The 24,166-nt window shown below is 49.7% G+C and carries 15 protein-coding genes; 8 read left to right on the top strand and 7 right to left on the bottom strand.

Going from position 1 to position 24,166, the window contains the following annotated elements; all coding sequences use genetic code 11:
- Positions 1–267: 267 nt before the first annotated feature.
- The gene (gene rapA / locus HER31_RS13460) at positions 268–3,159 is read right to left on the bottom strand and encodes an RNA polymerase-associated protein RapA (protein ID WP_168661164.1); all 2,892 of its coding nucleotides are present in this window, start codon (positions 3,157–3,159) and stop codon (positions 268–270) included.
- Between the two features lie 215 nt (positions 3,160–3,374).
- On the opposite strand from rapA, the gene HER31_RS13455 reads away from it, so the two are divergent.
- Positions 3,375–4,766 carry a PhoH family protein gene (locus HER31_RS13455; RefSeq protein ID WP_168661162.1) on the top strand — a complete coding sequence of 464 codons (1,392 nt, stop codon included), beginning with the start codon at positions 3,375–3,377 and terminating at the stop codon, positions 4,764–4,766.
- Positions 4,767–4,895: 129 nt separating this feature from the next.
- On the opposite strand, the gene HER31_RS13450 is transcribed toward HER31_RS13455, so the two are convergent.
- Positions 4,896–6,026: a YibE/F family protein gene (locus tag HER31_RS13450; protein ID WP_168661160.1), complete on the bottom strand. Its 1,131-nt coding sequence runs from the start codon at positions 6,024–6,026 to the stop codon at positions 4,896–4,898.
- Between the two features lie 124 nt (positions 6,027–6,150).
- Positions 6,151–8,340 carry a bifunctional metallophosphatase/5'-nucleotidase gene (locus tag HER31_RS13445; protein ID WP_168661158.1) on the bottom strand — a complete coding sequence of 730 codons (2,190 nt, stop codon included), beginning with the start codon at positions 8,338–8,340 and terminating at the stop codon, positions 6,151–6,153.
- Positions 8,341–8,740: 400 nt separating this feature from the next.
- Between HER31_RS13445 and HER31_RS13440 the strand changes: the two genes are divergently transcribed.
- Positions 8,741–12,403, top strand: a complete 3,663-nt coding sequence (locus tag HER31_RS13440; protein ID WP_238786941.1) for a response regulator — start codon at positions 8,741–8,743, stop codon at positions 12,401–12,403.
- Positions 12,403–12,789, top strand: coding sequence for a YbaN family protein (locus HER31_RS13435; protein ID WP_168661156.1), 387 nt, complete (start codon positions 12,403–12,405; stop codon positions 12,787–12,789). Before HER31_RS13440 ends, HER31_RS13435 begins: the two co-directional genes overlap by 1 nt.
- Before the next feature lie 34 nt (positions 12,790–12,823).
- Here HER31_RS13435 and HER31_RS13430 read toward each other — a convergent pair whose 3' ends face one another.
- Positions 12,824–14,647, bottom strand: coding sequence for a protein kinase domain-containing protein (locus HER31_RS13430; RefSeq protein ID WP_202983561.1), 1,824 nt, complete (start codon positions 14,645–14,647; stop codon positions 12,824–12,826).
- Between the two features lie 159 nt (positions 14,648–14,806).
- Between HER31_RS13430 and HER31_RS13425 the strand changes: the two genes are divergently transcribed.
- Entirely contained in the window at positions 14,807–15,172 is a 366-nt protein-coding gene (locus tag HER31_RS13425; RefSeq protein WP_168661154.1) for a hypothetical protein, read from the top strand.
- Between the two features lie 135 nt (positions 15,173–15,307).
- Entirely contained in the window at positions 15,308–16,105 is a 798-nt protein-coding gene (gene tcdA / locus HER31_RS13420; protein ID WP_168661152.1) for a tRNA cyclic N6-threonylcarbamoyladenosine(37) synthase TcdA, read from the top strand.
- Between the two features lie 76 nt (positions 16,106–16,181).
- On the opposite strand, the gene HER31_RS13415 is transcribed toward tcdA, so the two are convergent.
- Both HER31_RS13415 and HER31_RS13410 read right to left on the bottom strand, forming a co-directional pair.
- A complete protein-coding gene (locus tag HER31_RS13415; protein WP_168661150.1) occupies positions 16,182–16,622 on the bottom strand; it encodes a SufE family protein in 441 nt (146 codons plus the stop codon).
- Positions 16,609–17,814, bottom strand: a complete 1,206-nt coding sequence (locus tag HER31_RS13410; RefSeq protein ID WP_168661148.1) for an aminotransferase class V-fold PLP-dependent enzyme — start codon at positions 17,812–17,814, stop codon at positions 16,609–16,611. The genes HER31_RS13415 and HER31_RS13410 overlap by 14 nt, the downstream gene beginning before the upstream one ends.
- A gap of 196 nt (positions 17,815–18,010) precedes the next feature.
- Between HER31_RS13410 and HER31_RS13405 the strand changes: the two genes are divergently transcribed.
- Positions 18,011–20,605 (top strand): penicillin acylase family protein, encoded by a 2,595-nt coding sequence (locus HER31_RS13405; RefSeq protein WP_168661146.1) that lies wholly within the window; start codon positions 18,011–18,013, stop codon positions 20,603–20,605.
- A gap of 400 nt (positions 20,606–21,005) precedes the next feature.
- On the opposite strand, the gene yjjX is transcribed toward HER31_RS13405, so the two are convergent.
- On the bottom strand, positions 21,006–21,539 hold the full coding sequence (gene yjjX / locus HER31_RS13400) for an inosine/xanthosine triphosphatase (protein ID WP_168661144.1): 534 nt from the start codon (positions 21,537–21,539) through the stop codon (positions 21,006–21,008).
- Between the two features lie 84 nt (positions 21,540–21,623).
- Between yjjX and HER31_RS13395 the strand changes: the two genes are divergently transcribed.
- Both HER31_RS13395 and HER31_RS13390 read left to right on the top strand, forming a co-directional pair.
- The gene (locus HER31_RS13395) at positions 21,624–22,412 is read left to right on the top strand and encodes a sulfite exporter TauE/SafE family protein (RefSeq protein WP_168661142.1); all 789 of its coding nucleotides are present in this window, start codon (positions 21,624–21,626) and stop codon (positions 22,410–22,412) included.
- A gap of 479 nt (positions 22,413–22,891) precedes the next feature.
- Positions 22,892–24,163, top strand: a complete 1,272-nt coding sequence (locus HER31_RS13390) for an aromatic amino acid transport family protein (protein ID WP_168661140.1) — start codon at positions 22,892–22,894, stop codon at positions 24,161–24,163.
- Positions 24,164–24,166: the final 3 nt, after the last annotated feature.

The following is a 24,166-nucleotide window of genomic DNA, read 5'->3' as shown; positions in this document are numbered from 1 at the left end:
TATGGACTCTGCTTACCGAAGGTAATTGTTACATGTTTCGGTTATCTCGTCCCACCTGGGACTGGGAATGGGGTCCATATGGCCTCCTGAAATTACTTTTCGCTGAGATTTTAGGTGCTTACATACAGTGGTGCAAGGGGAGATAGAGATAATGCGCAAATTGTTGTTGCTTGCCTGCGGCATCAGTCGTGTCTGGCCACTACCGTTATCACTAACAAAAAAGGGGTGCCATTGGCACCCCTTTTCAGTAGCGATGGCTAACGCTATTTATTCCGGTGTAACCACAATCAAGCGAATAGCATCCAGCTGGATCTGGGCGCGGTCCAGGTGGGCCTTAGCCATGCTCATCTGCTCACGTACTGCGTCAAGTTCTGCGTCTCGAATGTTCGGATTTACCGCCTTAAGTGCTTGGAGACGCTCGAGTTCACCACCCAACTCTTGCTCCATGCGTTGTTCCGCCGAGCTAACCAAGGTCGCCAGACGTTCGGCTACTTGAGTTTCCGCAGCGGCAATCAACGGGTGTAATACCGATTGCGACGCCGATACCAGTTTAGAGCCAGTGTGGCGGTTGATAGGCACCAGCTGGCGGTTAAAGGAATCGAAGTCGATGTTTTGTCCTAGATCTTTACCAGACTTATCCATTAGCAGGCGGATGGGCGTTGGCGGCAAGAAACGACCCAACTGTACTTCGGCCGGGGCAATTGCCTCAGCAACATAGATCATTTCCAAGAACAGAGTGCCAGCTGGCAGTGCCTTGTTCTTCAGCAGTGATACGCCGGTACAGCCAGTTTCTGAACTGGTGATCAGATCGATACCTGCTGCCACCATTGGGTGGGCAGGGGTGATGAACTGGAAGTCATCACGCGACAGTGCGGTGTCGCGATCGAAGGTGACTGAGCAACCGTCGTCTGGTAAGCCGGGGTAGCTTGGGTAGAGCATGTGCTCGGTTGGGCGCAGCACTACCGCATTTTCACCGCGATCGTCTTGATGCACGCCAATTACATCCCATAACTTCAGCATAAAGCTAATGAAGTCGGTATCGTCGTCGGCCTTTTCAATCTGTTCGACCAAGGCTTGCGCTTGTTCGCCACCGTTGGAGTTTATCTCCAACAGGCGATCACGGCCGGCTTCCAGAGCTGCATTGTGCTCGGCGGCACGGGCAGCTGTTTGTTCAATCAGCTCATTCAGGCCTTCACCGGTACCCGCTAACACGTTGATCAACGCTTCACTGAATTCGTTGTGCAGCAGGTGGCCACCTTGACAGTTATGCTCGAATGCATCCATGCCCTTATCGAACCAGTCCAGTAGATGTTGCTGGGCGCTGTTTTCGATATAAGGTACGTGGATCTGTACATCGTGATTCTGGCCAATACGATCCAGACGGCCGATACGTTGCTCGAGCAGATCTGGGTTTTGTGGCAGGTCGAACATCACCAAGTGATAGGCGAACTGGAAGTTACGACCTTCTGAGCCGATCTCAGAACAGATCATCACCTGAGCGCCACCATCTTCTTGGGCAAAGTAGGCCGCGGTTTTGTCACGCTCTAGAATCGACATACCTTCATGGAATACACCAGCCTGAATACCTTCACGGGTACGCAGGGCTTCTTCCAGTTGCAGCGCCGTGGTGGCTTGCGAGGCAATAACCAACACCTTTTTGGAACGGTGGGACTTTAAGAACTCAAGCAACCAGTTAACGCGGGTGTCGAACTGCCACCACGAGGCGTTACCTTTATCCCCTTCAAACTGTTGGTATAGTTTTTCTGGGTAAAGGTTGTTGATCACCTGTTGTTCGGTGTTGCCGGCACCACCAAACATGTTAGATACCTTAACCGCGGTAGCATACTGCTCTGGTAAGGTGACCGGGTGACGGTTGAGCTGACGGGCGGTAAAGCCAGACACGCCAGCACGGGTGTTACGGAACAAGACGCGGCCGGTACCGTGGCGGTCAAGCAGATCGCTCAGCAGTTTGTCGCGGGCGTTTTGGTCATCAGCAGCAATAGCAGCCAATGCTTCAGTCAAATCTTGCTCAGGCAGTAGCGCAGTTAACGCTTTGGCTTCAGTGTCAGTCACCGGTCGCTTCTCTAATAGGGCTTCCGCCGCATCAGCAACCTGCTGGTATGCCTGCTCTTCTGTTAGGAACGCTTGGTAATCGTAGAAGCGATCAGGATCGAGCAAGCGCAAACGAGCAAAGTGACTCTGATGGCCAAGCTGATCTGGAGTGGCGGTGAGCAGCAGTACGCCAGGTACTTCTTCTGCTAGCGACTCTACTACTTGGTAAGCGCGGCTCGGCTTGTCTTCACTCCATTCTAAGTGGTGTGCCTCATCGACAATCATAAGATCCCAAGTCGCATCTAGGGCTTGTTCGAAACGCTTTTTTCGGCGCAACAAGTCAATGGAGCAGATGATCAACTGTTCAGTGTCAAATGGATTGTCGCTATCAGCCAGCGATTCGATGCAGCGCTCTTCATCAAACAGTGAGAAGCGCAGGTTGAAGCGACGTAGCATCTCAACCAGCCATTGATGCTGCAGATTTTCCGGTACCAAGATCAGTACGCGTTCGGCGCGACCGCTCAACAATTGCTGATGAAGGATGTGACCCGCTTCGATGGTTTTACCCAGACCAACTTCATCGGCAAGTAGAACTCGTGGAGCGTGGCGCTGGCCAACTTCGTTAGCGATGTAGAGCTGATGGGGGATCAGGCCTGCACGAGGACCCTGCAGCGCGCGATGGCTGTTCTGTTGCATGGCATGACGCTGTTGCTGACATTGGTAGCGACTAACGTAATACTCCATTCGGTCGATCTGACCTGCGAACAAGCGGTCTTGTGGCTTGTTAAAGCGAATTTGGTGGTCCAGCATGGTTTCACGCAGACTTACTGCTTCACCATCGTCGCTACGTTTGCCGTGGTAGGTAACCAGTTGGTTACTCTCTTCAATGGTCTCGACGATCATCTTCCAGCCTTCATGGCTGCTAATCTCATCACCCTGATTGAAGATAACGCGAGTTAATGGCGCTTCCTGAATGGAAAAGAGGCGGTTGTCGGCGGTAGCGGGGAATAGCACGGTGACCATTCGACCCTCAACGGCAACAACGGTGCCGAGGCCAAGATCAGATTCGGTATCGCTGATCCAGCGTTGACCTAAAGCAAAGGACATAGCGTGGGAAACTCCTGACTGAGCGAATTGCTGGCGCAAAAAGGCGCGTATCTTACACCAATTACCACCTCGCAATCACCTGCTTGTTTTATATGGTTAAATGATAGCCGTTAGCCATGTGATACAGTGTTGTTGATAGCAAAAAATTGATGTTTAGCTGGTCGCTATCATCAATGCCGTTGCTACTCTAAAGATAGAAGCATAGCGGAGGCGTCATGGTTGAGTCTGAGAAAAAGCTATTCGTACTTGATACCAATGTGCTGTTACATGAGCCATTAGCGATCTATTCATTTCAAGAACATGATGTTGTGGTACCGATGACGGTGCTGGAAGAGTTAGATCAAATCAAAGACCGCAACAAGGATGTCGCTCGTGATGCGCGTATTGCGGTGCGAACGCTCGAGCAATGCGTTGGCTCGGCCTCGCCAGACGAGCTGTTAGCGGGAGTACCATTAGAAGCCGCTGGTATCGATATCCCCAGTGGCAAGTTACTTATCTTTCCCGACCACCAAGCGACGTTTGCCCCAAGCCAATCTCTTCCTCTGAGCTGTAACGACAACACTATTATTAATAGTGCTTTATACCTACAACAGCAGCATCCCACTCGGCCAGTAATCCTGGTTACTAAAGACATCAATATGCGTATCAAAGCCAAGGGGGCAGGGCTCCGCTGGGTTGAAGATTATCGCAGCGATCAGTTGGTTGATGACATCCGTTATTTGGCTAAAGGTTTTGCCGAGTTTGAGGGAGACTTTTGGCAAAATGTTGGTGAAGTTAAGAGCAATCAACAGGGCCGTTTTACCGAGCATCTTATAAAGAACGAGGTGTTTGCAGAACAACAGTTCTACCTCAATCAATATCTGCTTGATGATGGTGAACAGTTTTGCGGCCAAGTTAAGCAGTTGGACGAGCGCTACGTCACCATTCGAGATTTGGGTCGCGACCGGTTGATGCACTATCACGCTTGGGGGATAACCCCCAGAAATATCTATCAGGGTATGGCGTTGCACGCACTGCTAGACCCAAAGATAGATGTGGTGATCCTGACCGGGCCTGCTGGCTCAGGCAAAACGCTGCTGGCGTTAGCTGCAGCTTTAGAGCAGGTGATAGAAACCCGCCGCTATAGTCGGGTCATTGTGACTCGTAATACCCCCGAAATTGCCGAATCAATTGGCTTTTTACCTGGTACCGAAGAGGAAAAAATGATGCCGTGGTTGGCGGCCATTACCGATACATTGGAGGTACTGCATAAGCAGGATGAGAGCCCATCAGGTAGTCTGCAGTACATTATGGAAAAGGCCAATATTCAGTTTAAGTCGGTTAACTTTATGCGTGGTCGTTCGATTCAAAACAGTTTTGTGCTGTTGGATGAGTGTCAAAACCTAACGCCATCGCAACTAAAAACCATCATCACCCGCATGGGCGAAGGCACCAAATTAGTATTAAGCGGAAACTTGGCGCAGATAGACTCCAGCTACCTTACTGCAGTTACCTCTGGGCTAACCTATGCGGTTGAGCGCTTTAAAAGCTTTAACGGCAGCGCCAATGTCTTTTTGGATGGGGTCGAACGATCGCGATTAGCGGCGTTTGCAGAAGAAAATTTGTAGTTAATAATAAACTGGGGCACGGCTAATTTCGTGCCCCATTAATTAAAAAATACCAGTTATTTATGTCAACTTGTGTTCATTAGCCCAATATAGTTGAACTGCTACAACGCAGTTAACCGCGGTTGCGGATCACTGCTGCTCTAACTGATTCGGTTTGAATACGTATGGTGCTAACCAAGCGGTAAATGGAATGGTTAGTACGATACCAACGCTGCCGGCTAGGGCGTTGACCACTGCCATTGCGACCAACGGCATATTCATAAACTGGTTTGCTGGCATGTTGAAGCCCCACACCATCATGATGGTCGTTAACGCGCCACCGGCGAAGGCTAAGATTAAGGTATTGGTCATGGTGCCCATGATATCGCGGCCGATGTTCATACAGGCGTGCACTAACTGCTTTGGTGTTAATTTAGGATCGGTTATCCGCAGTTCGTTGTAAGCGGAAGCGATCGAGATAGCTACGTCCATCACAGCGCCAAGGGCAGCAATAACAATGGCGACAAACATCAGCCAGCGAATTGGAATCAGGTTTTCCGCGAGGTAGATGACGTCTTCGCCCTTATCTAAGTAGATCCCCGATAGGTTGGCCATTTCGCCAAACAGCTGCGCCATAATGCCAGCGGCGACAATACCAAGTAGGGTACCGCCCATGGCACAGATGCTTTTGCGGTTGGCACCGGATACCAAGATAAAGCTGACTATGATGATCACTGCCATCAATACAATACTGGTGAGGATGGGATTCCAGCCAGCAAAGATGGAGGGCACCAGTACCCCAATAATCAGTGCTGCGGTGAAGTAAAGGGCGACCATCGAGTTGAGCCCTTCTTTGCGCCCAAATGACAACAATAGCGCGAAGAAAGCGGCTAGCATTAAGTAGATAGCGTCTGAGCGTTTGTGATTATAGGCCCAATAAACGGTGCCGTTGACGGTTTGCCGTACCATCATGATAAATACATCCCCCTCATCAACGTAAACGTTGTGTTGGCGGCTGAGTGGGTTGTCGATCTTAACTTGCTTGCCTTGCTCTGGCCCTTCTAGCAGTTCGGCCATAAACACTTGCTGGCCCGTCGTTATCGAGGGCACCCGTGCGTCTGGCGCAAGGTGGCTCGAGATCATCTTTACCACTTTGGCTTCTACAAATATCTGTTGCTGTGATTGCGTTGGCCGAAATGATTCACTCCAACTTGGAGAGAAGTAAAAGATCAGGGTTGATAGCGCAGCTATCAAGAAGGTGAAGCCATAGTTACGGATCATGGGTACAGCTCTAAGTTAATTTACTCACGACTAAATTCGGATTCGAGCAAACTCAGTGGTGAGTCAATTAGTTGGAAAAAAAGGCACGGTAAATACCGTGCCTTAATGCTGTTAACCGAAGTTATTACTTAGCTTCGATGTTACAACCTAAGTGCAGCTCTTCAGCAGTAGCACCATCTTTGTAATTGGTGTTAGTAAAGTACGTACTTGCATCTTTCACGTTAACTGAAGTCATGATGCCTGGGTACTTAGCGTTAGACCAATCGATCTGAACACAGGTCTTCATCTCTTGGATGTCTTCCCATAGCGCTTGGCCAGCGCCACCGTCAGTGCGTGCAGCTTCAATTGCTGGAGTCTGAACGAATGACCAAGTGTTCAAGCTATCGCTGAAGTCAGCAACGTCGATACCTTGGTTAGCGATAACGTATTCGGTCAGCATGTCGCGGATGGCGTACACGGTTTCGTTAACCGAATCGTAAGTTACGTCGTCATTTGAAGCCCAACCAAATTTAGCAACCTGAGAACCAAAGCGGTAGCTGTTCAGTGCCAGTGAGTAGGTAGCAGCTGGATCGAATGGCTTGCCATCGATTTCGGTAATGGAGATACGCTCACCAGCAGTCGTGATGTTGTATTCAGCATCCATTTCCTGAGCCGCTTTGCTTAGGTCAACGGTGTACGCAATAGCGCCATCGAATTGGTCGTATTGGTAAGCAGCAACACCTGGAGTGAAGGAGATGGTTAGATCGCCGTCTTTGTACTGATTGAAGTAAGTGTATGACCACTCCATGTACTTCTTCAGGTTTTCACCAGAGATGTTTACCGCCAGCAAGGTGTTGTCGTACTTGTACAGGTTAGTCGACTTGCCTTTGGTGTACTCTTCGCCGTCTTCAAGATTAGATGAGTCAGAGAACAGTGAAGCAGCTGAGATGGTTGCACCAGAAGCGTCCAGCTGGATCTTGTTGATTACGTCCATTAGCGGGGTATCGTGTACCTTGGCGTAGTGGATAGTGGTGTACAGTCGACCAGCGTCACCATCGTAGTCAGACTCGGTTGCGATATCTGGCTTACCGGTAGAGGTTGGAGTGAAGTTACCAACAACGTTACCAATTACTTCGTTAGCATCGGCTTTAGAGATGTCATCAACGTACTGGAACTGCGCAGCCAAAGTGGTGTCTTCTGCAACGTTCTTAGTAGAGGCGTTGGTCAAAGTGGTATCAACCATGGTCCACTTATCATCAACCTTGGCCAGCTTGATTTCAGCAATCGCAAGGTTAGAACCCCATTTGCCAGGCTCCATGATCTTAACCGACTCAGCACGGTTGCTTTCGTCGTAGCTGCCAGAGATGCTCTTATCTTCTACATAGCCGTTGCTGTCATCGGCAACTTTGATGTCGACGATGTTTTCTGCGTCACCCAACTTTACTGATTCAATGTAAGTTGCGTGCTCGTGGCCCGCTAGGATCACGTCAAACTTGTCAGCCATTGCAGCGGCGATGTCGTGCACACCAGCGCCATATTCGCCAGAGCGACCTAAGTGCAAGGCGCCTACGATAACGTCAGGGGCGTATTCAGCAACCAGTTCGTCCATTGCGGCTTGGGTAGAGGCTAGCTCTTCTTCAAACTTCAAACCAGCGAAGTGGCTAGGAGCAGATGCTTCCCAGTTAGGAACGTTAGCAGGGGTTAGGCCGATAACAGCAACACGAGCGCCATCAACTTCAAAGATCTGGTAACCACGGATGTAGTTAGCGCTGTTGCTTTCCCACTTGATGTTAGCGGACAGAACGGCACCGTTGAAGTTAGCCAAGTTACGGTCGATGAAGGAGCGCTCGAAGTTGAATTCGTGGTTACCCGGTACCCACACGTCGAAGTCCAGAGCGTTCAAGCTAGACACTACTGGGTGAGTAGGATCATCATTAAACAGCTGAGCGGAGTTACCTTGAACGGTATCACCGATATCAATCATGATGATGTTTGGATCTTGTGCGCGTGCATCAGCAAGCAGAGTCGCTACGCGAGTAAGGCCAGCATCAACGTCTTCGCTGTTAGTAGCGTAATCGTAGCCGAAGATACGACCGTGCAGATCGGAGGTCGCGCCGATGCTGATGGTTACTTCGGTTTTATCGGTATCGTCACTCTTAACAACGATGTCAGGAGTGTTGGTAAGAACTTTACCTTCAGCAACTACTGGGCTGTATGGAGATGGAACTTCAATTGGATCCGTTGGAACTTCGATGTATTTGGTATCGTCATCGTTACAGCCAGATAAAGCAGCAACGATAGATAGGCAGATCAAACTACGATTAATAATTTTCACGGTGACCCCTGCAATGTGTCGGAAAAGACTGGACGCTCTTTGGCGCTTTCTAAACGGGCGAATCTTAAGTCTCTTGGTTTGCGATAACATTACACTGATGTGTTTTTGTGACATTGGTGCGTGATTATTTGTGAACTCCCTTTCAGCGTTCCATAGCCGGTTACCTGAATTAACCTCGAGTTATCATTGGTAACTTGTTGGAAATAAACATATGGGATCTATCTTCTACTTTTTAATGAAATTTAGCTGTGGGTGCTAAAAGAGTCATTGGCGTGTGAAAATGTGTTCCTTAAGGAAATTGTTTGATAGACGATTAGAGCGCGGCTTAAGTTGGTTTTGGTAGTAACCGGGCAATCTTGCATCTGATACACTGGCAAACAACGACTCCTAATGTGTTCGACTGCTTGTGAAATTGCCGATTCTTCGCCGCTACAATAAAGCCGTTTTCTATACCTATTTGGTTGTGGTGCTGTTAGCTATGGTTACCGCTGCGGTTGATTACAACAACAAGCGTCAGCAGCTAATGGATGACAAGTTTGGGCGTATTACTCAGCACGCGCATCAAGTTGATATGCTGCTTGAGTCGAGCGTGCGAGCATTACAATCGTTGCATGATTTTGCGGTAAACCATCTAACCATTGGTCAAGTGACCCGAGTCAGCGCCTTCCCTGATTTAGCTCGGTTTGATGCTCACGACGATTACTTTGAGTTAGAAACCTTCGACAATCAGCTGATTAAAGAGGGGATAGGCTTGATTGTTGGTAAGGGGCGGCTATCAGGGCGCAGCCCTGATTTCTATCTCGAGCTGGATATGCTCCACCAGATGTCACTGACATTGCCAGTGGCGAAACGGATGGCGCCAAAGGCATCACAGATCTATTACATCTCGAACCGCAAGATGATGTCGGTGTATCCATGGCCTCAAGAAGACGGCGGTATCCGTGAAAGCATTCTGCACTCGCCGCTGTTTGGTTTAGCGCAGCCACAACAGAACCCAGAGCGGAAGATGTTTTGGAGCGAAGTGCGCCGAGATGAGCGTGGTGAGCTCATCACCACATTAGGAATGCCGGTATACATTGATAATCAATTTCTTGGGGCGCTGTTCCTTGATATTGAGTTAGTAACCCTCGCCAACCAGATTGAGCGTTACTTCGATGTCGAAGGTATGGTGTTGCTGCTTGATGACAATAATAACCTGATGTCTTACCCCAATATGCATCAGGAGTCGATTGCTCGTACCTATCAACTCAGTCAGAAATTGCCCCCTGCACTTAATAATGTGCCAGTTTCAGAACTGATTAACAGTGATAATGGCTTAATCACTAACGACTTTTATATCCGCTCTATGTCGATGGGGGTGGCACCATGGCGGTTGCTGTTTATGCAACCACAGGCTGAGATGATGGCACCTACCCTACGTCAGCTCGAATCCACCTTCTTGACCGTTATTATGGCGTTGTCGATCTTGGTGACGGCAGTGCACTACCTGACTCGCCGTGCCTTTGTTAGCCCAGCTTCGCAACTGTTAACTCACTTGGAACGCAGCACAGAGCAACCACAGCCACCACCAACGAGGGTGCAGCGAGGGTGGGAGACCTGGTTTGAGTTGATCTCCAGAACCTTTGAAGAGAATCAACAATACACCCGCCACTTGGCCGAACAGAACCGCCGTTTGGACAAGCTGGTTGCCAAGCGAACGGAACGGTTACGCCTCTCGAATGAGCAGCGGGAACGGGATTTTTCGCTGATGCGCAGCCTGATCGATGCTATTCCTGAAGCGATCGTATTTAAAGACACCTCTGGCCGATATCTGGGCTGTAACAAAGCAGCAGAACGGATGCTGGGCCAAAATGAATCGGAGATTATTGGTAGCGCCGTCACTGAGATCGATCCCTCACCGCGGGCAGCTCAACAAGCCAAAGAGGATTCAGAGCTGCTGGAAAAGCGGACTCCAGACCGTTATCAAGAACGGGTAGAGATCGACGGCAAAATGGTACTTCTAGATGTACTTAGATTGCCATTCTATAACCGTCGTGGTGAGCTATTAGGGCTGATTTCCGTATGGCGAGACATCACCCGTGAAGCCCAACAGCAGGAGCAGATCCGTCGTTCAGAGCAGCGCTATCACTTGGCGATGGACGCAGTTGAAGATGGCATGTGGGATTGGTACCTCGACTCCAACCAGATGATCTGTAACCCTGCTTATTACACCATGCTCGGTTATGAGGCCGATGAGTTCCCGCTGCTAATCGATACCTTCTATAGTTTGATGCACAGTGACGATCGCCAGCGGGTCGAGCGCTACATCGACGATTACCTTGACTTCCCCGAGCAAGCGTTTTCGGTGGAGTTCCGCCTTCGAGGGAAAGGCGGGGAATACCATTGGATCCTTTGTCGTGGCCGTGCGGTTGAGTTTGATGAGTTTGGTGAGCCGCTGCGTTTGCTGGGAACCAATAAAGATATTACCCAGCAAAAAGGCAACGAAGTTACCCTGCTGGAAGCAAAGCAAGACGCTGAGCTTGCTAACCGTACCAAAAGTGAGTTCTTAGCTAACATGTCCCATGAGATCCGTACCCCAATGAATGCGGTATTGGGCATGTTAGAGCTAACTTTGCGTACCGAAGTGGACGATCGCCAACGAGACTACTTAGATAAAGCTAAGATGAGTGCCGCATCGCTGCTGCGTATCATCAATGACATTCTCGACTTCTCCAAGATTGAAGCAGGTAAGCTTGAGTTAGAACAGCGTGATTTTTCTCTTGATCAGGTGCTTGAACACGTGTTGTCGATCAATGCAATTAAGGCTCAGGAGAAGGGCGTTGAACTGCTGCTGTATGCGCCAATAACCGCCGGTTTGCACGTGCAAGGGGACTCTCTCCGGCTTGGCCAGGTGTTGGTTAATCTACTGTCTAATGCGGTTAAGTTTACCGAGCACGGTGAAGTTGAGCTGGGCTGTGAAGACATTAAAGAGAGTAACGGTCGAGTTAGCCTCAAGTTTTGGGTGCGCGATACGGGTATCGGCATCACGGCAGCTCAACAAAAGCGGTTGTTTGATGCCTTTAGTCAAGCGGATGGGTCAACTACTCGTGAGTACGGTGGCAGCGGCTTAGGGTTGTCAATTTGTAAGCACCTTGTCGCTATGATGGGCGGTGATATAGAGGTCAGTAGTCGTATTGGTGAAGGCACCACCTTTAGCTTTACCATCGATGCGCTGCAGGTTGAGGCGCCACAAGGCAGTACCAAACTGCTGCCGGAGCAGCTGCAAGGCAAAGCCATTGTGGTCGACGATAATCATAGCGCGCTGCAGATCTATTCCACCTACCTTCGGGATCTTGGCTTTCAGGTTGAAACCGCCGATAACGGCGCCGATGCCCTTAATCTTATCAAGGAGCATCAGCCGGTTTTAGTGTTAATCGATTGGATGATGCCTGAGATGGATGGCCTTGAGCTGGTAGAACAGATCCATCATTTGCAGCAGCAAAACGGCATTGAGACTGTGCCGGAAATCTTGATGATGACCGCTTATCGGGGAGAGTCGGTACAGCACGAGGTTAAACAGGGTCGAGTTCATACGCTGCTACAGAAGCCGTTTAAGCAGAACGATCTGCAAGACGCCGTACTTGATGCTTTTGCTAGTAAGTTTGAACCAGCAGTTAAGGCCGAACAACCAGAGCCATTGCCGCAGACCAATGAACAGGCTCATATCTTATTGGTGGAAGACAACCTGATTAACCAACAAATTGCTACCGAACTGCTCAAAAGTGCCGGCTATCAGGTGAGTTTAGCCGTCAATGGTGCCGATGCGGTGCAAGCTGTGACAGACAACCAATACGACTTGGTACTGATGGACATTCAGATGCCAGTAATGGATGGGCTCCGCGCCACTAAAGAGATCCGTAAGAGTAATACCGACATACCAATTATAGCGATGACCGCCCATGCTATGAGTGGCGATCGCGACAAGAGCCTTGCGGCAGGCATGAATGACCACATTACTAAGCCTATCGTGTTACCACAGCTATTTGAGGCCCTGAATTCGTGGCTGAATAAGGAATCAGCTTAATGAAAGTGGCGCAAGGGCCGTGGCGCTATCTGTTGCTAACGGTAGGTTGGTTAGCGGTAGCGTGTGGCATGGTTGGCTTGTTTTTACCGTTGATTCCCACGGTGCCGTTCTTATTATTAGCGACCTTCTGCTTTTCCCGCAGCTCACAGTGGTGCCAGCAATGGCTGTTTAACAACCGTTTTCTCGGCCCAGTGCTAACTAACTACCTTGAGCGTCGAGGCTTAACACTGCGACAGCTCACCACCACTTTGCTGAGTTTGTGGATCAGCATTACTGTAGGGATTGTATTAGTGCCGCTGTGGCAAGTGCAGCTGTTGCTTGCGGTGATCGCGACTGCAGTATCTATTCACCTGCTGCGCATGAAGCGTCTACCGGAACAAGCTTAACCGCTCGAATCGACGTTGATAGCGCCCGGTCGCTCTATGTCTCTGTGCTTAAGAAAATGCGCGGATCCTTAGGGTAGTAACGGTTGGGTAGCTGCTCTAGTGTCGAGAACTGACGAGTGTTCTTGTAGGGAAGTTTCATAAAGCCAGCGATTCCGCATTCGTCGATATCCACTAGCGCCGCTAAAATTCGCTGCAAACAGTTGCTGAATGCCTGTTGCCGATTAGGATCCAGTAATCGTAGGCAGGAGTGGATTTTAAGGTGGTCCTCAAGCACTTCGAAAATGATGCAACCAGTATGGTGGATCAGGTTGAGGCGTCCGAGCTCACTCATGATTGAGGCAGGTAGGGTCAGGTTTTCATCGGGATCCCGGCCATCCTCAAAGTAAGAGTGTAAGCGGCTGCTTAACTCTTGTTGCGGGGCGCTACCGAGCTCAAACGGCAGCGATAATTCAGGTGGTGCGACAAATCGTTGGCCGTTATTGTTGCGGTTAAGGTGCAAGGTATCGCGTGCGTCAAAGAAGCATGCCTTAAATATCGCGTTATTGTGCTGGGGTTGTAGCGTTTGAGCCAAGCGCACCACGGTATTAACCACATGGGTAAAGGGTTGTCTTAAGGTTGGATCTTGCAGGTTGAGACTGCAATCAATATCGACTCCGTCGCCGTGCCAGTGCAGGGCCAACCCTCCCAATAGTGGGTAGTTTCCGAGTTGGCTTACCGCCACCACAAACGCTTTCTCATTGTCCCCCATACCTTGCATAAAGTCGCGATAGTAGTGTGCTAATTGGATGTCGTGGCGTTGATTGTCATTAGGCTTAATTTGATTGGCGAGCAGGAACGATTTACGTGAACTGTAAACCACGGTATCGATCTGTTTGCCCTGACGATGAACCCATAATGGCAACAGGCAACTGATAACCGGTTGGGGCGGTGCGATAAGACGCCAGTGCCGACTGGCAGGAAGGGTCGCAACAAGGTGATCTCCTGCTTGTTGCCGAGTCGTCTCATCGTCACTGAGCAAGCCATCAAGGATCTCAGCTAACGGCCGTGGCAGACCTAAGCTGCTAGCGGGTTGCAATTTGCTGCCAAAACGACTTATTTGGCCTGAAGCCAGAGCATACAATGTAGCCGCCACCCCCTGCTCGTCAAAACGCGGTGACGATGGTCGTTGAGCAAGTTGTTCTGGCCCAATAAAGTAGACATCACCCATGCGCGCATTGGAGCTTTGCTGGCCCTCATATAGGCCTATACTGGAGCCCAATGCATGGCCGTCGATATCTTGTTGGGCAGTCACGGCAGAGCCCCAATCAACCAAGGAGAGGTGGCGCTGAGCGGGCTCGAACAGCAGGTTTGATGGTTTGATGTCGCCGTGCACAATTGGCCGAGGTAGCTGGCGCAAATACAGCAATATTTCAGCGAGTTGTTGGGCAATTGGCATTAACCATGTGAGCGGGAGTGCGCCACAGCGCTGAGCCAGTTGGGCTAATTCTCGGCCTGGCGCACGCTCCATCTGGAGAATAGGTTGGCCGGAGGCACGTACAAAGTGGGTGAGTCCGGGAATGTTTGGATGGTCGAGTTGCGCTAAGATTTCCGCTTCATCTTGCAGTTGATCCTGGAGGCGTTGTGGCAGGGTGCGGCGGCTGAATTTAAACACCTGCTGTTTGCCGTGGCCGATGCCAGCGAACACAAACCCAAACACCCCTTTACCAATAAAGTGCACCTGGCTGTAACCCAATTGACGCAGCTGTTGTTGGCATAACGCTTGCCATTGTCGTAACTTTCGCGCGTCATCTTGACGCAGCAGGTAGATACTCTGCTCCTCGGGGATATAAAATTGCTGCAACGATTGCTGTTCTGCCACGACTTGGCTCCCTGCCACTAACGATCAATCAGTTAGCAGCATACCGTATAGTGAACAGTTGGTGTGATTGTGATCTACTGCACAATGCTCACTACTGTATTGATCTATGCCGCGGTAGCTGTGACAGACTAAGAGCAAATGGGAATTAGAGCGTTCACCATGACCAAAACCATACAATTAGACACAATCGATCGCACAGGCCTGTCCGAACTGATGGCTTACCCACGCCGGAAGATGCGTGACAACATGGACGTGCGCTTTTGTAAACATGCCGTTTTTTACAACCCGGTTGATGAAGAGTGCACTTATTGTCACCAAGACATGGAATGTAAGTGGTTGAATCACAATGATGAATTAATTTCTTTGGATGATAAAACTGACGACGATATTCGCCGTGAATTAACCAAAGCGATGGATTATGTTGAAGCCCAGCTAACTGCGGCACATCTTAATCGCCGCGCCTGCACCTGCGACAACTGCTCTTGGTTGGCGAAAGTGCGTTCGCTGCTCGAGATCTCCAGCTAGCCTCAATCGTTTATTTTTCTCCCTCTGTCAGCGGCCAACTTTTCACCGTTAATGTTAACGACTCCGGTTGGCTGGCTGCTGCTTTTTGCTATACTCGCGCCTCGATTTTTTCACTTAAGCTAGCGAGCTCCGATAATGAACGATCTCTATCAGCAGCGCTTTGGCGGCATCGGCCGTTTGTATGGAGCGCAGGCGTTGCAATATTTCGCTAATGCCCACGTTTGTATCGTAGGGATCGGCGGAGTTGGTACTTGGGCTGCTGAAGCTCTGGCGCGCTCAGGCATTGGCCAGATAACGCTTATCGACTTAGATGACATTTGTACCACCAATACCAATCGCCAGATCCATGCACTGAAAAGTACTGTTGGTCAGTCAAAGGTAGCAGTAATGGCGGAGCGTATGCGCGCTATTAACCCAGACATTGTGGTTAATGAAGTGGAAGAGTTTGTTGATCTCGACAATCTGCACGAGCTCATTGATAACAAACTAGATTACCTTGTGGATTGCATCGATTCGGTCAAGGCCAAAACCGCTCTTATTGCTCACTGTAAGCGCCAAAAAATTAAGATTGTGACCGTCGGTGGTGCCGGTGGCCAACTGGACCCAACCCGAGTACAGGTGGCGGATTTAGCCAAAACCTATCAAGATCCATTGGCTGCCAAAGTACGTAACAATCTGCGTCGAGAGTACAACTTCAGCAAGAACCTTAAACGTAAATTCAGCATTGAGTGTGTGTTCTCTGACGAACCGCTGCGTTACCCAAGCAGTGACGGTGAAGTGTGTATGACCAAATCCGATGCGGAAGGGCCTAAAGCGATGGACTGTGCCACTGGCTTTGGTGCGGTAACCCCAGTGACCGGTACCTTCGGCTTTGTGGCAGCATCGCGGGTGTTATTGAAGCTGGCAGAAAAAGCCAAACGTGAACAGCAATAGTTAGCGCGATATAAGGCGGTTAACAAAACGGAGCACTTATTGAGTGCTCCGTTTTTGGTATCCACACTTAGCTCTGTTATTGCAACGTCCGGATCTGTTGCACCACGGCATTAAGGCCATTGCTGCGGCTTGGACTTAAGTGGTCAGTGAGGCCCAACTCGGCAAACCAATCAGAGAGCGTGACGCTTGCCAGTTGCGCTGAGGTTTTGCCATTGCAGGCTGCGAGGACCAAAACCAACAAACCGCGGACAATTCGAGAGTCTGAATCGGCTAGAAAATAGTGACGTTCGTCGATCTGTCGATGATGCAGCCAAGTCACGCTTTCGCAGCCAGCTACGACTGCGCTATCGATCTGCAGCGACTCTGGCAATTTATCCATTCGCTGGCCAAGCTTCATTAGAATTCGGTAGCGTCCTTGCCAGTGCCCTTGGGTCATAAGCTCTTCAGTTAGTGCCGCTTGGGTGAGCGTATCGCCTAACGGGCTTTGTAGAAACAGTTGTTGGTTAACAGTCGTCATTTACAAATTCCAAGTAGTCTTTAATAGCTGCGATAAAGGCATCAATCTCAGCCATGGTGTTATAAGCGGCGACCGAGACGCGGCAGGTACCTTTCAACTGTAGGCTGGCCATGAGCGGCTGGCAGCAGTGGTGGCCGCAACGGATCGCAATGCCCGCCTGATCAAGCCACACCCCAACATCCTGATGGTGTTCGCCATTAATATTAAACGCCAGCGAACCTACGTTGTCGTCAAAGGCGCTGTACAAGGTAACGCCGTCTAGCTGGCGTAACTGTTGCTGTGCATAATTAAGGAGTCTCTGTTCATGCGCTGCCACTTCATCTCTATTTTGTCGTTGTAACCACTGTGCCGCGGCCCCCAAACCAATGGCTTCGGCGATGGCGGGGGTGCCAGCTTCAAACTTAAACGGCAACAGATTAAAGCTGCTGTGCTCAAAGCTGACGGTTTCGATCATCTCTCCACCAAACTGATAAGGTGGCATTGCGTTTAACATTGCGCTGTTGCCCCAAAGTACCCCTATCCCTGTTGGGCCGTACATCTTATGCCCAGAGAAGGCGAAAAAATCACAGCTTATTGCCTGCACATCGACCGGGTGATGCCCAACCATTTGTGCCCCATCGACAACGGTAATGGCCTCAACCAGTTTGGCGGCAGCAATGAATTGAGCGAGATCAGTACGGCAACCCAAGGCATTACTGACGCCGGTTAATATCACGACTTTAGGCTTGAGGGTGAGTAGCTGCCGATAAGCGTCGGTGTCCAGTCGGCCACTACCATCCATTGGGATCGCTTTGATGCTCGCCCCTGCGGTTATCGCAGCCTGTTGCCACGGCACAATGCTGGCGTGGTGTGCCCATTGATCGATTAATACCGTATCACCGGTTTGTAACGTCAACTTCCCTAATGAGCTTGCCAGCAGGTTCATCGCGTCGGTGGTGCCGCGGGTGAAGATCACCTCTTCGGTTTTAGGCGCATTGATGAACTGCGCCAACTGATAACGGGCACCTTCAAAGGCACGGGTGGCACGCGCTGACAGCCGGTGAGCACCACGGTGAACATTGGCGTTGTCGCGCAGGTAAAACTGCGACATGGCATCGATCACTTCATTGGGCTTTTGGGTGGTGGCGGCGTTATCTAAATAGATTAGATTGCCCTGTGCCAAAGCTGGGAATTGTAAGCGCAAGGATTCCACGGCGTACCTTTACTAAATCGAGGGTGAAACAGCAATTATACCTTTTGTTACCCCAGTGTGGGCAGCTTAGTACTTGAAACCAGTGGCGATTTGATTAAAAAGTAGCTTTACTAGTATTACCCGAAGTGAGGCTTTGCCCAGATTACTCAGACGACGCGCGCAGTATCCGCATTGTTTTTTAACAAGGAAGATAATTATGACAATAAGACCATTTTTGGTTACCGCGTTGACTGCCGCCTTAGTGCTTGCCGGTTGTGATAACGACTACGACGTACCAACGCCACCAGTGGCGGTGGTGCCACCGGCGCCAGAGCCGATTGTGCCGCCGTCGGTTACTACCATGGCAGACGGTACGCTGGAAGCACGGATCCGCCGCACCAGTTACGGGGTACCCCACATTGAAGCCGACAGTTTGCAAGAGATCGCATTTGGCTCTGGTTATGCTCAAGCAGAGGACCACCTGTGTATCTTGGCGGATGGCTTTGTGAAGGCCAACAGTGAACGATCTAAGTTCTTTGGGCCGCACCGTAGTATTGATTTTAATACCGGTGACGTGCTGGCGGAAGACAACCAAAATATTATTAGCGACTTTGGTTATAAAGCATTGGGGGTGCGAGCCAGTGCTGAGGTGTTACTCGATACCATGCCAGAGCGCTCTGTGGCGATGATGTCCGGTTTCACCGAAGGCTATAACCTCTACCTTTCGGAACTGGAGACCAATCAAACGCCGAACCTTCCCTGTGCAGGGCAAGCGTGGGTTGAACCGATTGAACCGGTTGATCTGCTAACCTACCTGTTTTCTATTGCACTGCTGCCAGGCTCAGCCAATTTCCTCGATCTTATTTTCTTTGCTAATCCCGGTGATGGCGACGAATATCTGCCGCAACCGGCAGCTACAGCTGCTATTGACGAGCTTTCGAAGCCACAGCAACAGCTGTTAGCGCAGATCCACGACAAAGCGCGGAGCCGCGCTGGAAAGATAACCACGCCAGAGCTTAATCCGATCGACTTAGGCTCCAACGGCTGGGGAATAGGCAGTGAGCTAAGTGCCAATGGCAAAGGTATCGTTTTGGGGAATCCTCACTTCCCCCACACCGGCCAGTTACGTTTTTGGCAATCGCACCTAACCATTCCTGGAGAGCTCGATGTGATGGGAGGGTCGCTGGTTGGTACGCCGGGTATCATCAATATTGGCTTTAATCAAAATCTAGCTTGGACCCATACTTTCTCTACCGCTGAACATTTCATTATGTATAACCTTGCGCTGAAAGAGGGTGACCGCCTTACCTACCTCTATGACGGGGCGGAGCTGCCGATTGAATCTGAACTGGTCAGCATCGACGTTAATGTTGGCGGAGGGGTGGTAGTGCCATTTGAAAAGACCATCTACCGTACGGCTAAGGGAGTTATGGTTGAAGCACCGCCGACGTTAGCCCCATTCGCGTGGGACGATAGCCAAGCGTTTTTTATTCAAGATGCGAATGAAGAGAATGTTGACGTATTAGAGCATTGGTTAGCAATGAACCTAGCCACCAATATTGATCAGTTCCAACAAGCGTTTAGGGATTTCGATGGGGTTATCTTTAACAATACCATGTACGCCGATGACCAAGGTAATGCCTTCTATATCGATGACTCAACAGTGCCGCATATCAGTGACTATGCCCAAACCGCGTTACGGGTATCTCCTGATTTAATAACGATTAAAGAGCAAGCCGGCTTTACTATTTTTCCTTACGAACCGCTATTTGCCTTCGATGACGCGGTGCCTTACGACAGTGCACCGAAGCTAGTTCGTCAGGATTTTGTGCAGAACTCTAATAACTCCTATTGGGTTACCAACCCTGCAGAACCGATTGAGGACGTGTCACCGTTATACGGTAAGCGTCGTAGCGAACAAACGTTACGAACGCGATTGGGGCTAACTCTGTTAACCGATAGCAGTGGTGATGATGGTTTGTTTGACCCCGCCGAGGTTGAAGCGGCACTGTTTTCCAACCGCGCTTATTTGGGAGAGTTGGTGTTGCCAGAGTTATTGACTCAGTGTGAAGCGCAAGGGAGTACCGGCGTCGATATTGGTAATGGCACTGTGGTTGATTTAACCAACGCCTGTGCAGCGCTAGGCCAATGGAATGGGGCGCAAAATAAAGACAGTATCGGGGGGGCGCTATTGCGTGAATTTGCCCATCGATTTGATACTGGTAGTCATCTAACTCAACCGTTTGTGTCGACCATGCCTGTAACTACCCCAGCAGGGTTGGTTGATGATGGCAGTGCGCTGGTTATTTTGGCTCAGGCGGCGCAAAGCTTAACGAACGCCGGCTTTGGACTTGATGCCCCCCTTGGCTCGATGCAGTTTATCGAGAAGTCGTTGCCGGATGGCAGCGCTTCAGGTGCCAAGATTGCCATTTCAGGTAGTAACAATCGCGAAGGTGGCTTTAATGTGTTCAGTTATTCACTCGACAGCCGTGATGATACCTTGTTACCACAACATGCCTATACCGCGGTTACTGATCCTGTTAGTGGCGAGCCGTTGCGTTCGCAGCTAAGCACTGAAGGTTATCATGTCCGTTACGGTTCTAGTTGGATGATGGTGGTAGGCTTTGGTGACAATGGGCCGACGGCTCGGGGATTATTGACCTACAGTCAGTCGAATAACTTCCAGTCACCTCATTGGAATGACCAAACTCAATATTACAGTGACAACAATAACTTGCGTCCATTGCTCTTTACTGAAGATGAGATTGCTGCAGCAACATCATCAGACAAGGTAATTCGCCCAGCAGAATAAGCTTTATTGCGGTAGCGCTACGCTACCGCAATCTCTGCTTCATTAATGGGAGCAACAATGATTCCTACCGGAGTGTTGAGCTTAATATAGGACGTCGTCAGCGTGGTTGCTAATGGGAAAACTAATGCTGGATCACTTGCTGATGCAGAGGTTGGACACAGCCATTTTTTAGGCCACTTAAGGCACCTGTTTCACTTAGTCTAACTGCTTGTGCTGAATAACGTGTTTAACGGATCTGTTTAGTTCTCAGTTATTTCGACAGCATAAATTGCTACTGAGATTCCAGTTCGCGCCGCCAAATGCCAAGTAAACTAATGACTACGCTAAAACTGTGGTGCGCGAGTCGATCCGTTCAGCTGCGTATGAATGAGCCATTAATTTGCTTGGAGCGGCAGATTGGCTAAAACAGGTTGGGATGTAAAAAGGGCGCCAGCAACAGTGTCATGGTATCGCGATAGGTGCTGCACCTATCAACCTTGCCATTGGTAAATAATCCAATAGCTCCGCCTTTCTGTTTGATGTTGTGATCGTTAAATAAGATGTCCATCAGCGGCCCAAGTTCGCCCCCTTGTTCCAGTTGGATTGCAACTTGTTCGGGTAGGGGCAGGGTGGCACTGCGGCCGAATTGCACTCGTTCGCCATTGGAGATAGCAACATAGGCAAAAGTAAAAGGCGAGCCGTTAAATCGGTCATAACCACCCTCAAATGCAGCATAGAAATCGGCGTCAGGCTGAGCCAAACGCAAGGCATTGAGACGGTTTTCAGCGCCGAGTCGAGTCTCAGTTTCGGTTAATGGTTGCTCGGCAACACCAGACGGAACTGCAAAGCCTTCAACTAACCAAGTGGTGGCGGGAAAAGCTTGTGATAGTGCCTGTTGCGCGGCTTGAACTTTTACAGGGTTTTTCGATGCTACGACTGCTCGTTTCTCTGACATAACGGTTACCGGTTAGATATATGGCTGTTATTTTGCCAGACTCACTGAGACAATGTGTTTGGTTTTGTAAGGGAAATAACCAACATGTCGGATTTACTGATTTATCTGTGCTTAGGTGCCTTCGCTGGCACCTTATCAGGGTTGTTTGGAATTGGTGGCGGGTTAGTAATTGTACCAGTGCTGATCACCACGTTTAGCTTGATGGGCTTAAGCCAAGATATCTATATCCACATGGCTATCGCGACCTCATTAGCAACCATTGTGATTACTGCGATTAGTGCGATTCAAAACCACCATCAACGGGGTAATGTTGATTGGAGCATCGTCAAGCGTTTTACTCCTGGGGTACTTTTTGGTGCTTACTTAGGCGGAATTATCGCTGATAGGGTTCCGGCCGACGGTTTAGCCATTTTACTGGGAGTGTTCATGTTTGTTATTGCGACCCAGATGTTGTTTGGTTTAAAGCCTGATGCCGGGCGTAAGCTGCCCCACAGTGGTGGTTTGATCGCAGCCGGCAGTGTCATCGGCACCCTTTCCGCCATGGTCGGGATCGGTGGAGCGAGTTTGAGTGTGCCATTTTTGCGCTATTGCTCAGTTGATATGAAGCGTGCCGTAGGCACCTCGGCCACGTTGACATTGCCACTGGCGGTCGCAGGCGTGACCAGTTTTATTGTTAATGGCTGGAATGCCGTCGACTTACCAGAGTGGACTTTAGGCTACGTTTATCTGCCTGCTTTTGCTGGTATTGTAGTGGCAAGCTCCCAATTTGTTCGAGTGGGGGCGGCGTTGGGGGCGAAATTGTCGCAACTGTGGTTGCAACGAGCATTTGCAGCCTTCCTCATTTTTATGGGGTGCAAACTGTTATTTGGATAAGCCAGCCGCCACAGCCTATCCACGCGGCTAAACGCTCCATTGGCATTGGTAACTCGATTATCGATGCCGCCTTAGCCAACTCCGACTGAACTTCCTTCCGGCTGCTATTGCCACCTCGCTCGACTGAGATTCACGCACCGCTGTGGTGCAAGCTCGCAAACGTTACAATCACTGGCGGTTTGTTTGTATTTGGTTGAAAGACGTTACTCATCAGCAACAAGGTGGCATTAATCACAAAATATCGACATTGGTGATCTATCTCGCCACCGTTCGACTGGGATAGTTCTCTGTAAAAGACACTGTATGCGCATTATTAATGGTAAATTGGTAAGACCAATCTGTGGTTCGAATGATATTCTGTTGCAGAACGTGACCTTGGTCACTTATGATCTTCACTGAGGTGATTTATATCACCTTTTTGTTCGCTCAAATCCCTATTCTGTGCCTCGCTAACTCGAACACACTCATAGGTGATAATCATGCAGAACAACACTGCAACCACAACTGATAAAAAATCAGTCGGCTTTTCTAAGCAGGACCTAACTTGGTCACTGTCTATGTTCGGTACCGCGGTAGGCGCCGGTGTACTATTCCTGCCAATCCGTGCTGGCCTTGAAGGTTTTTGGCCATTGATCGTGATTGCAATGCTGGTTGGTCCAATGACCTACCTGTCTCACCGTGCACTGGGTCGTTTTGTTCTGTCTTCTAAGAACCCAAATGCTGATCTGTCTGACGTTGTCGTTGAGCATTTCGGTAAGAACGCCGGTATCATCATCTCGTTCCTATACTTCTTTGCGATTTACCCAATCGTACTGATCTACGGTAACGCCATCACCAACACCTTAGACTCCTTTATGGTCAACCAGATGGGCATGGAATCAATCCCACGCTGGATTCTGTCAGGTGTATTGGTATCAATGATGATGTCAGTGATGATCCTAGGCCAGAAGTTGATGCTGAAAGCCACTGAGCTATTGGTTTACCCACTGGTTGCGATTCTGTTTGGTATGTCAGTTTACCTGATTCCAAGCTGGTCAATGGAAGCGATGTCCTTCGACAAGATGCCTGCTTTCGGTGACCTGATGATGGTTGTTTACCTGACGATCCCAATGTTGATCTTCTCGTTCAACCACAGCCCAGCAGTGTCCTCTATGGCACAAGCACAGCGTAAAGCACACGGCGACAACGCTGCTGCGAAATCTGACGCCATTCTTAAGCGTGCTTCGTTCATGCTGCTTGGCTTCGTAATGTTCTTCGTATTCTCTGTAGTACTGTCTCTGTCTCCAGCTCAACTGGCTGAAGCAAAAGCACAGAACTTACCTGTACTGAGCTACTTGGCTAACGAATTCGACTCTCCAGTTATCTCCTTGTTGGGTCCACTGGTTGCATTCTTGGCTATCTTCTCTTCTTTCTTCGGTCACTACTTAGGTGCGAAAGAAGGTCTAGCTGGTATGGCTCGTAAGAGCTGCCCTAACGCTGTTGAAGCAATGGGCGAGAAGAAGTTTGATAAAGCCTTGGTTGCTTTCTTCTTCTTCACCACTTGGGGTGTTGCCATCATCAACCCATCTGTACTGGGTATGATTGAGTCAATCGGCGCACCGTTTATCGCTGCCATCCTGTTCCTGATGCCAATGTACGCCATCAAGAAAGTACCAGCGATGAAGAAGTACGACGGTAAAGTGTCGAACATCTTCGTGGCCATCATGGGTCTAGTGGCAATCTCTGCCATCGTTAAAGATCTGTTGTTCTAAGTA

The organism is Ferrimonas lipolytica, assembly GCF_012295575.1.
GTDB classification, from domain to species: Bacteria; Pseudomonadota; Gammaproteobacteria; order Enterobacterales; family Shewanellaceae; genus Ferrimonas; species Ferrimonas lipolytica.
Note: the sequence above shows the minus strand (reverse complement) of the source record. Positions and strands in the feature narration are given on the sequence as shown.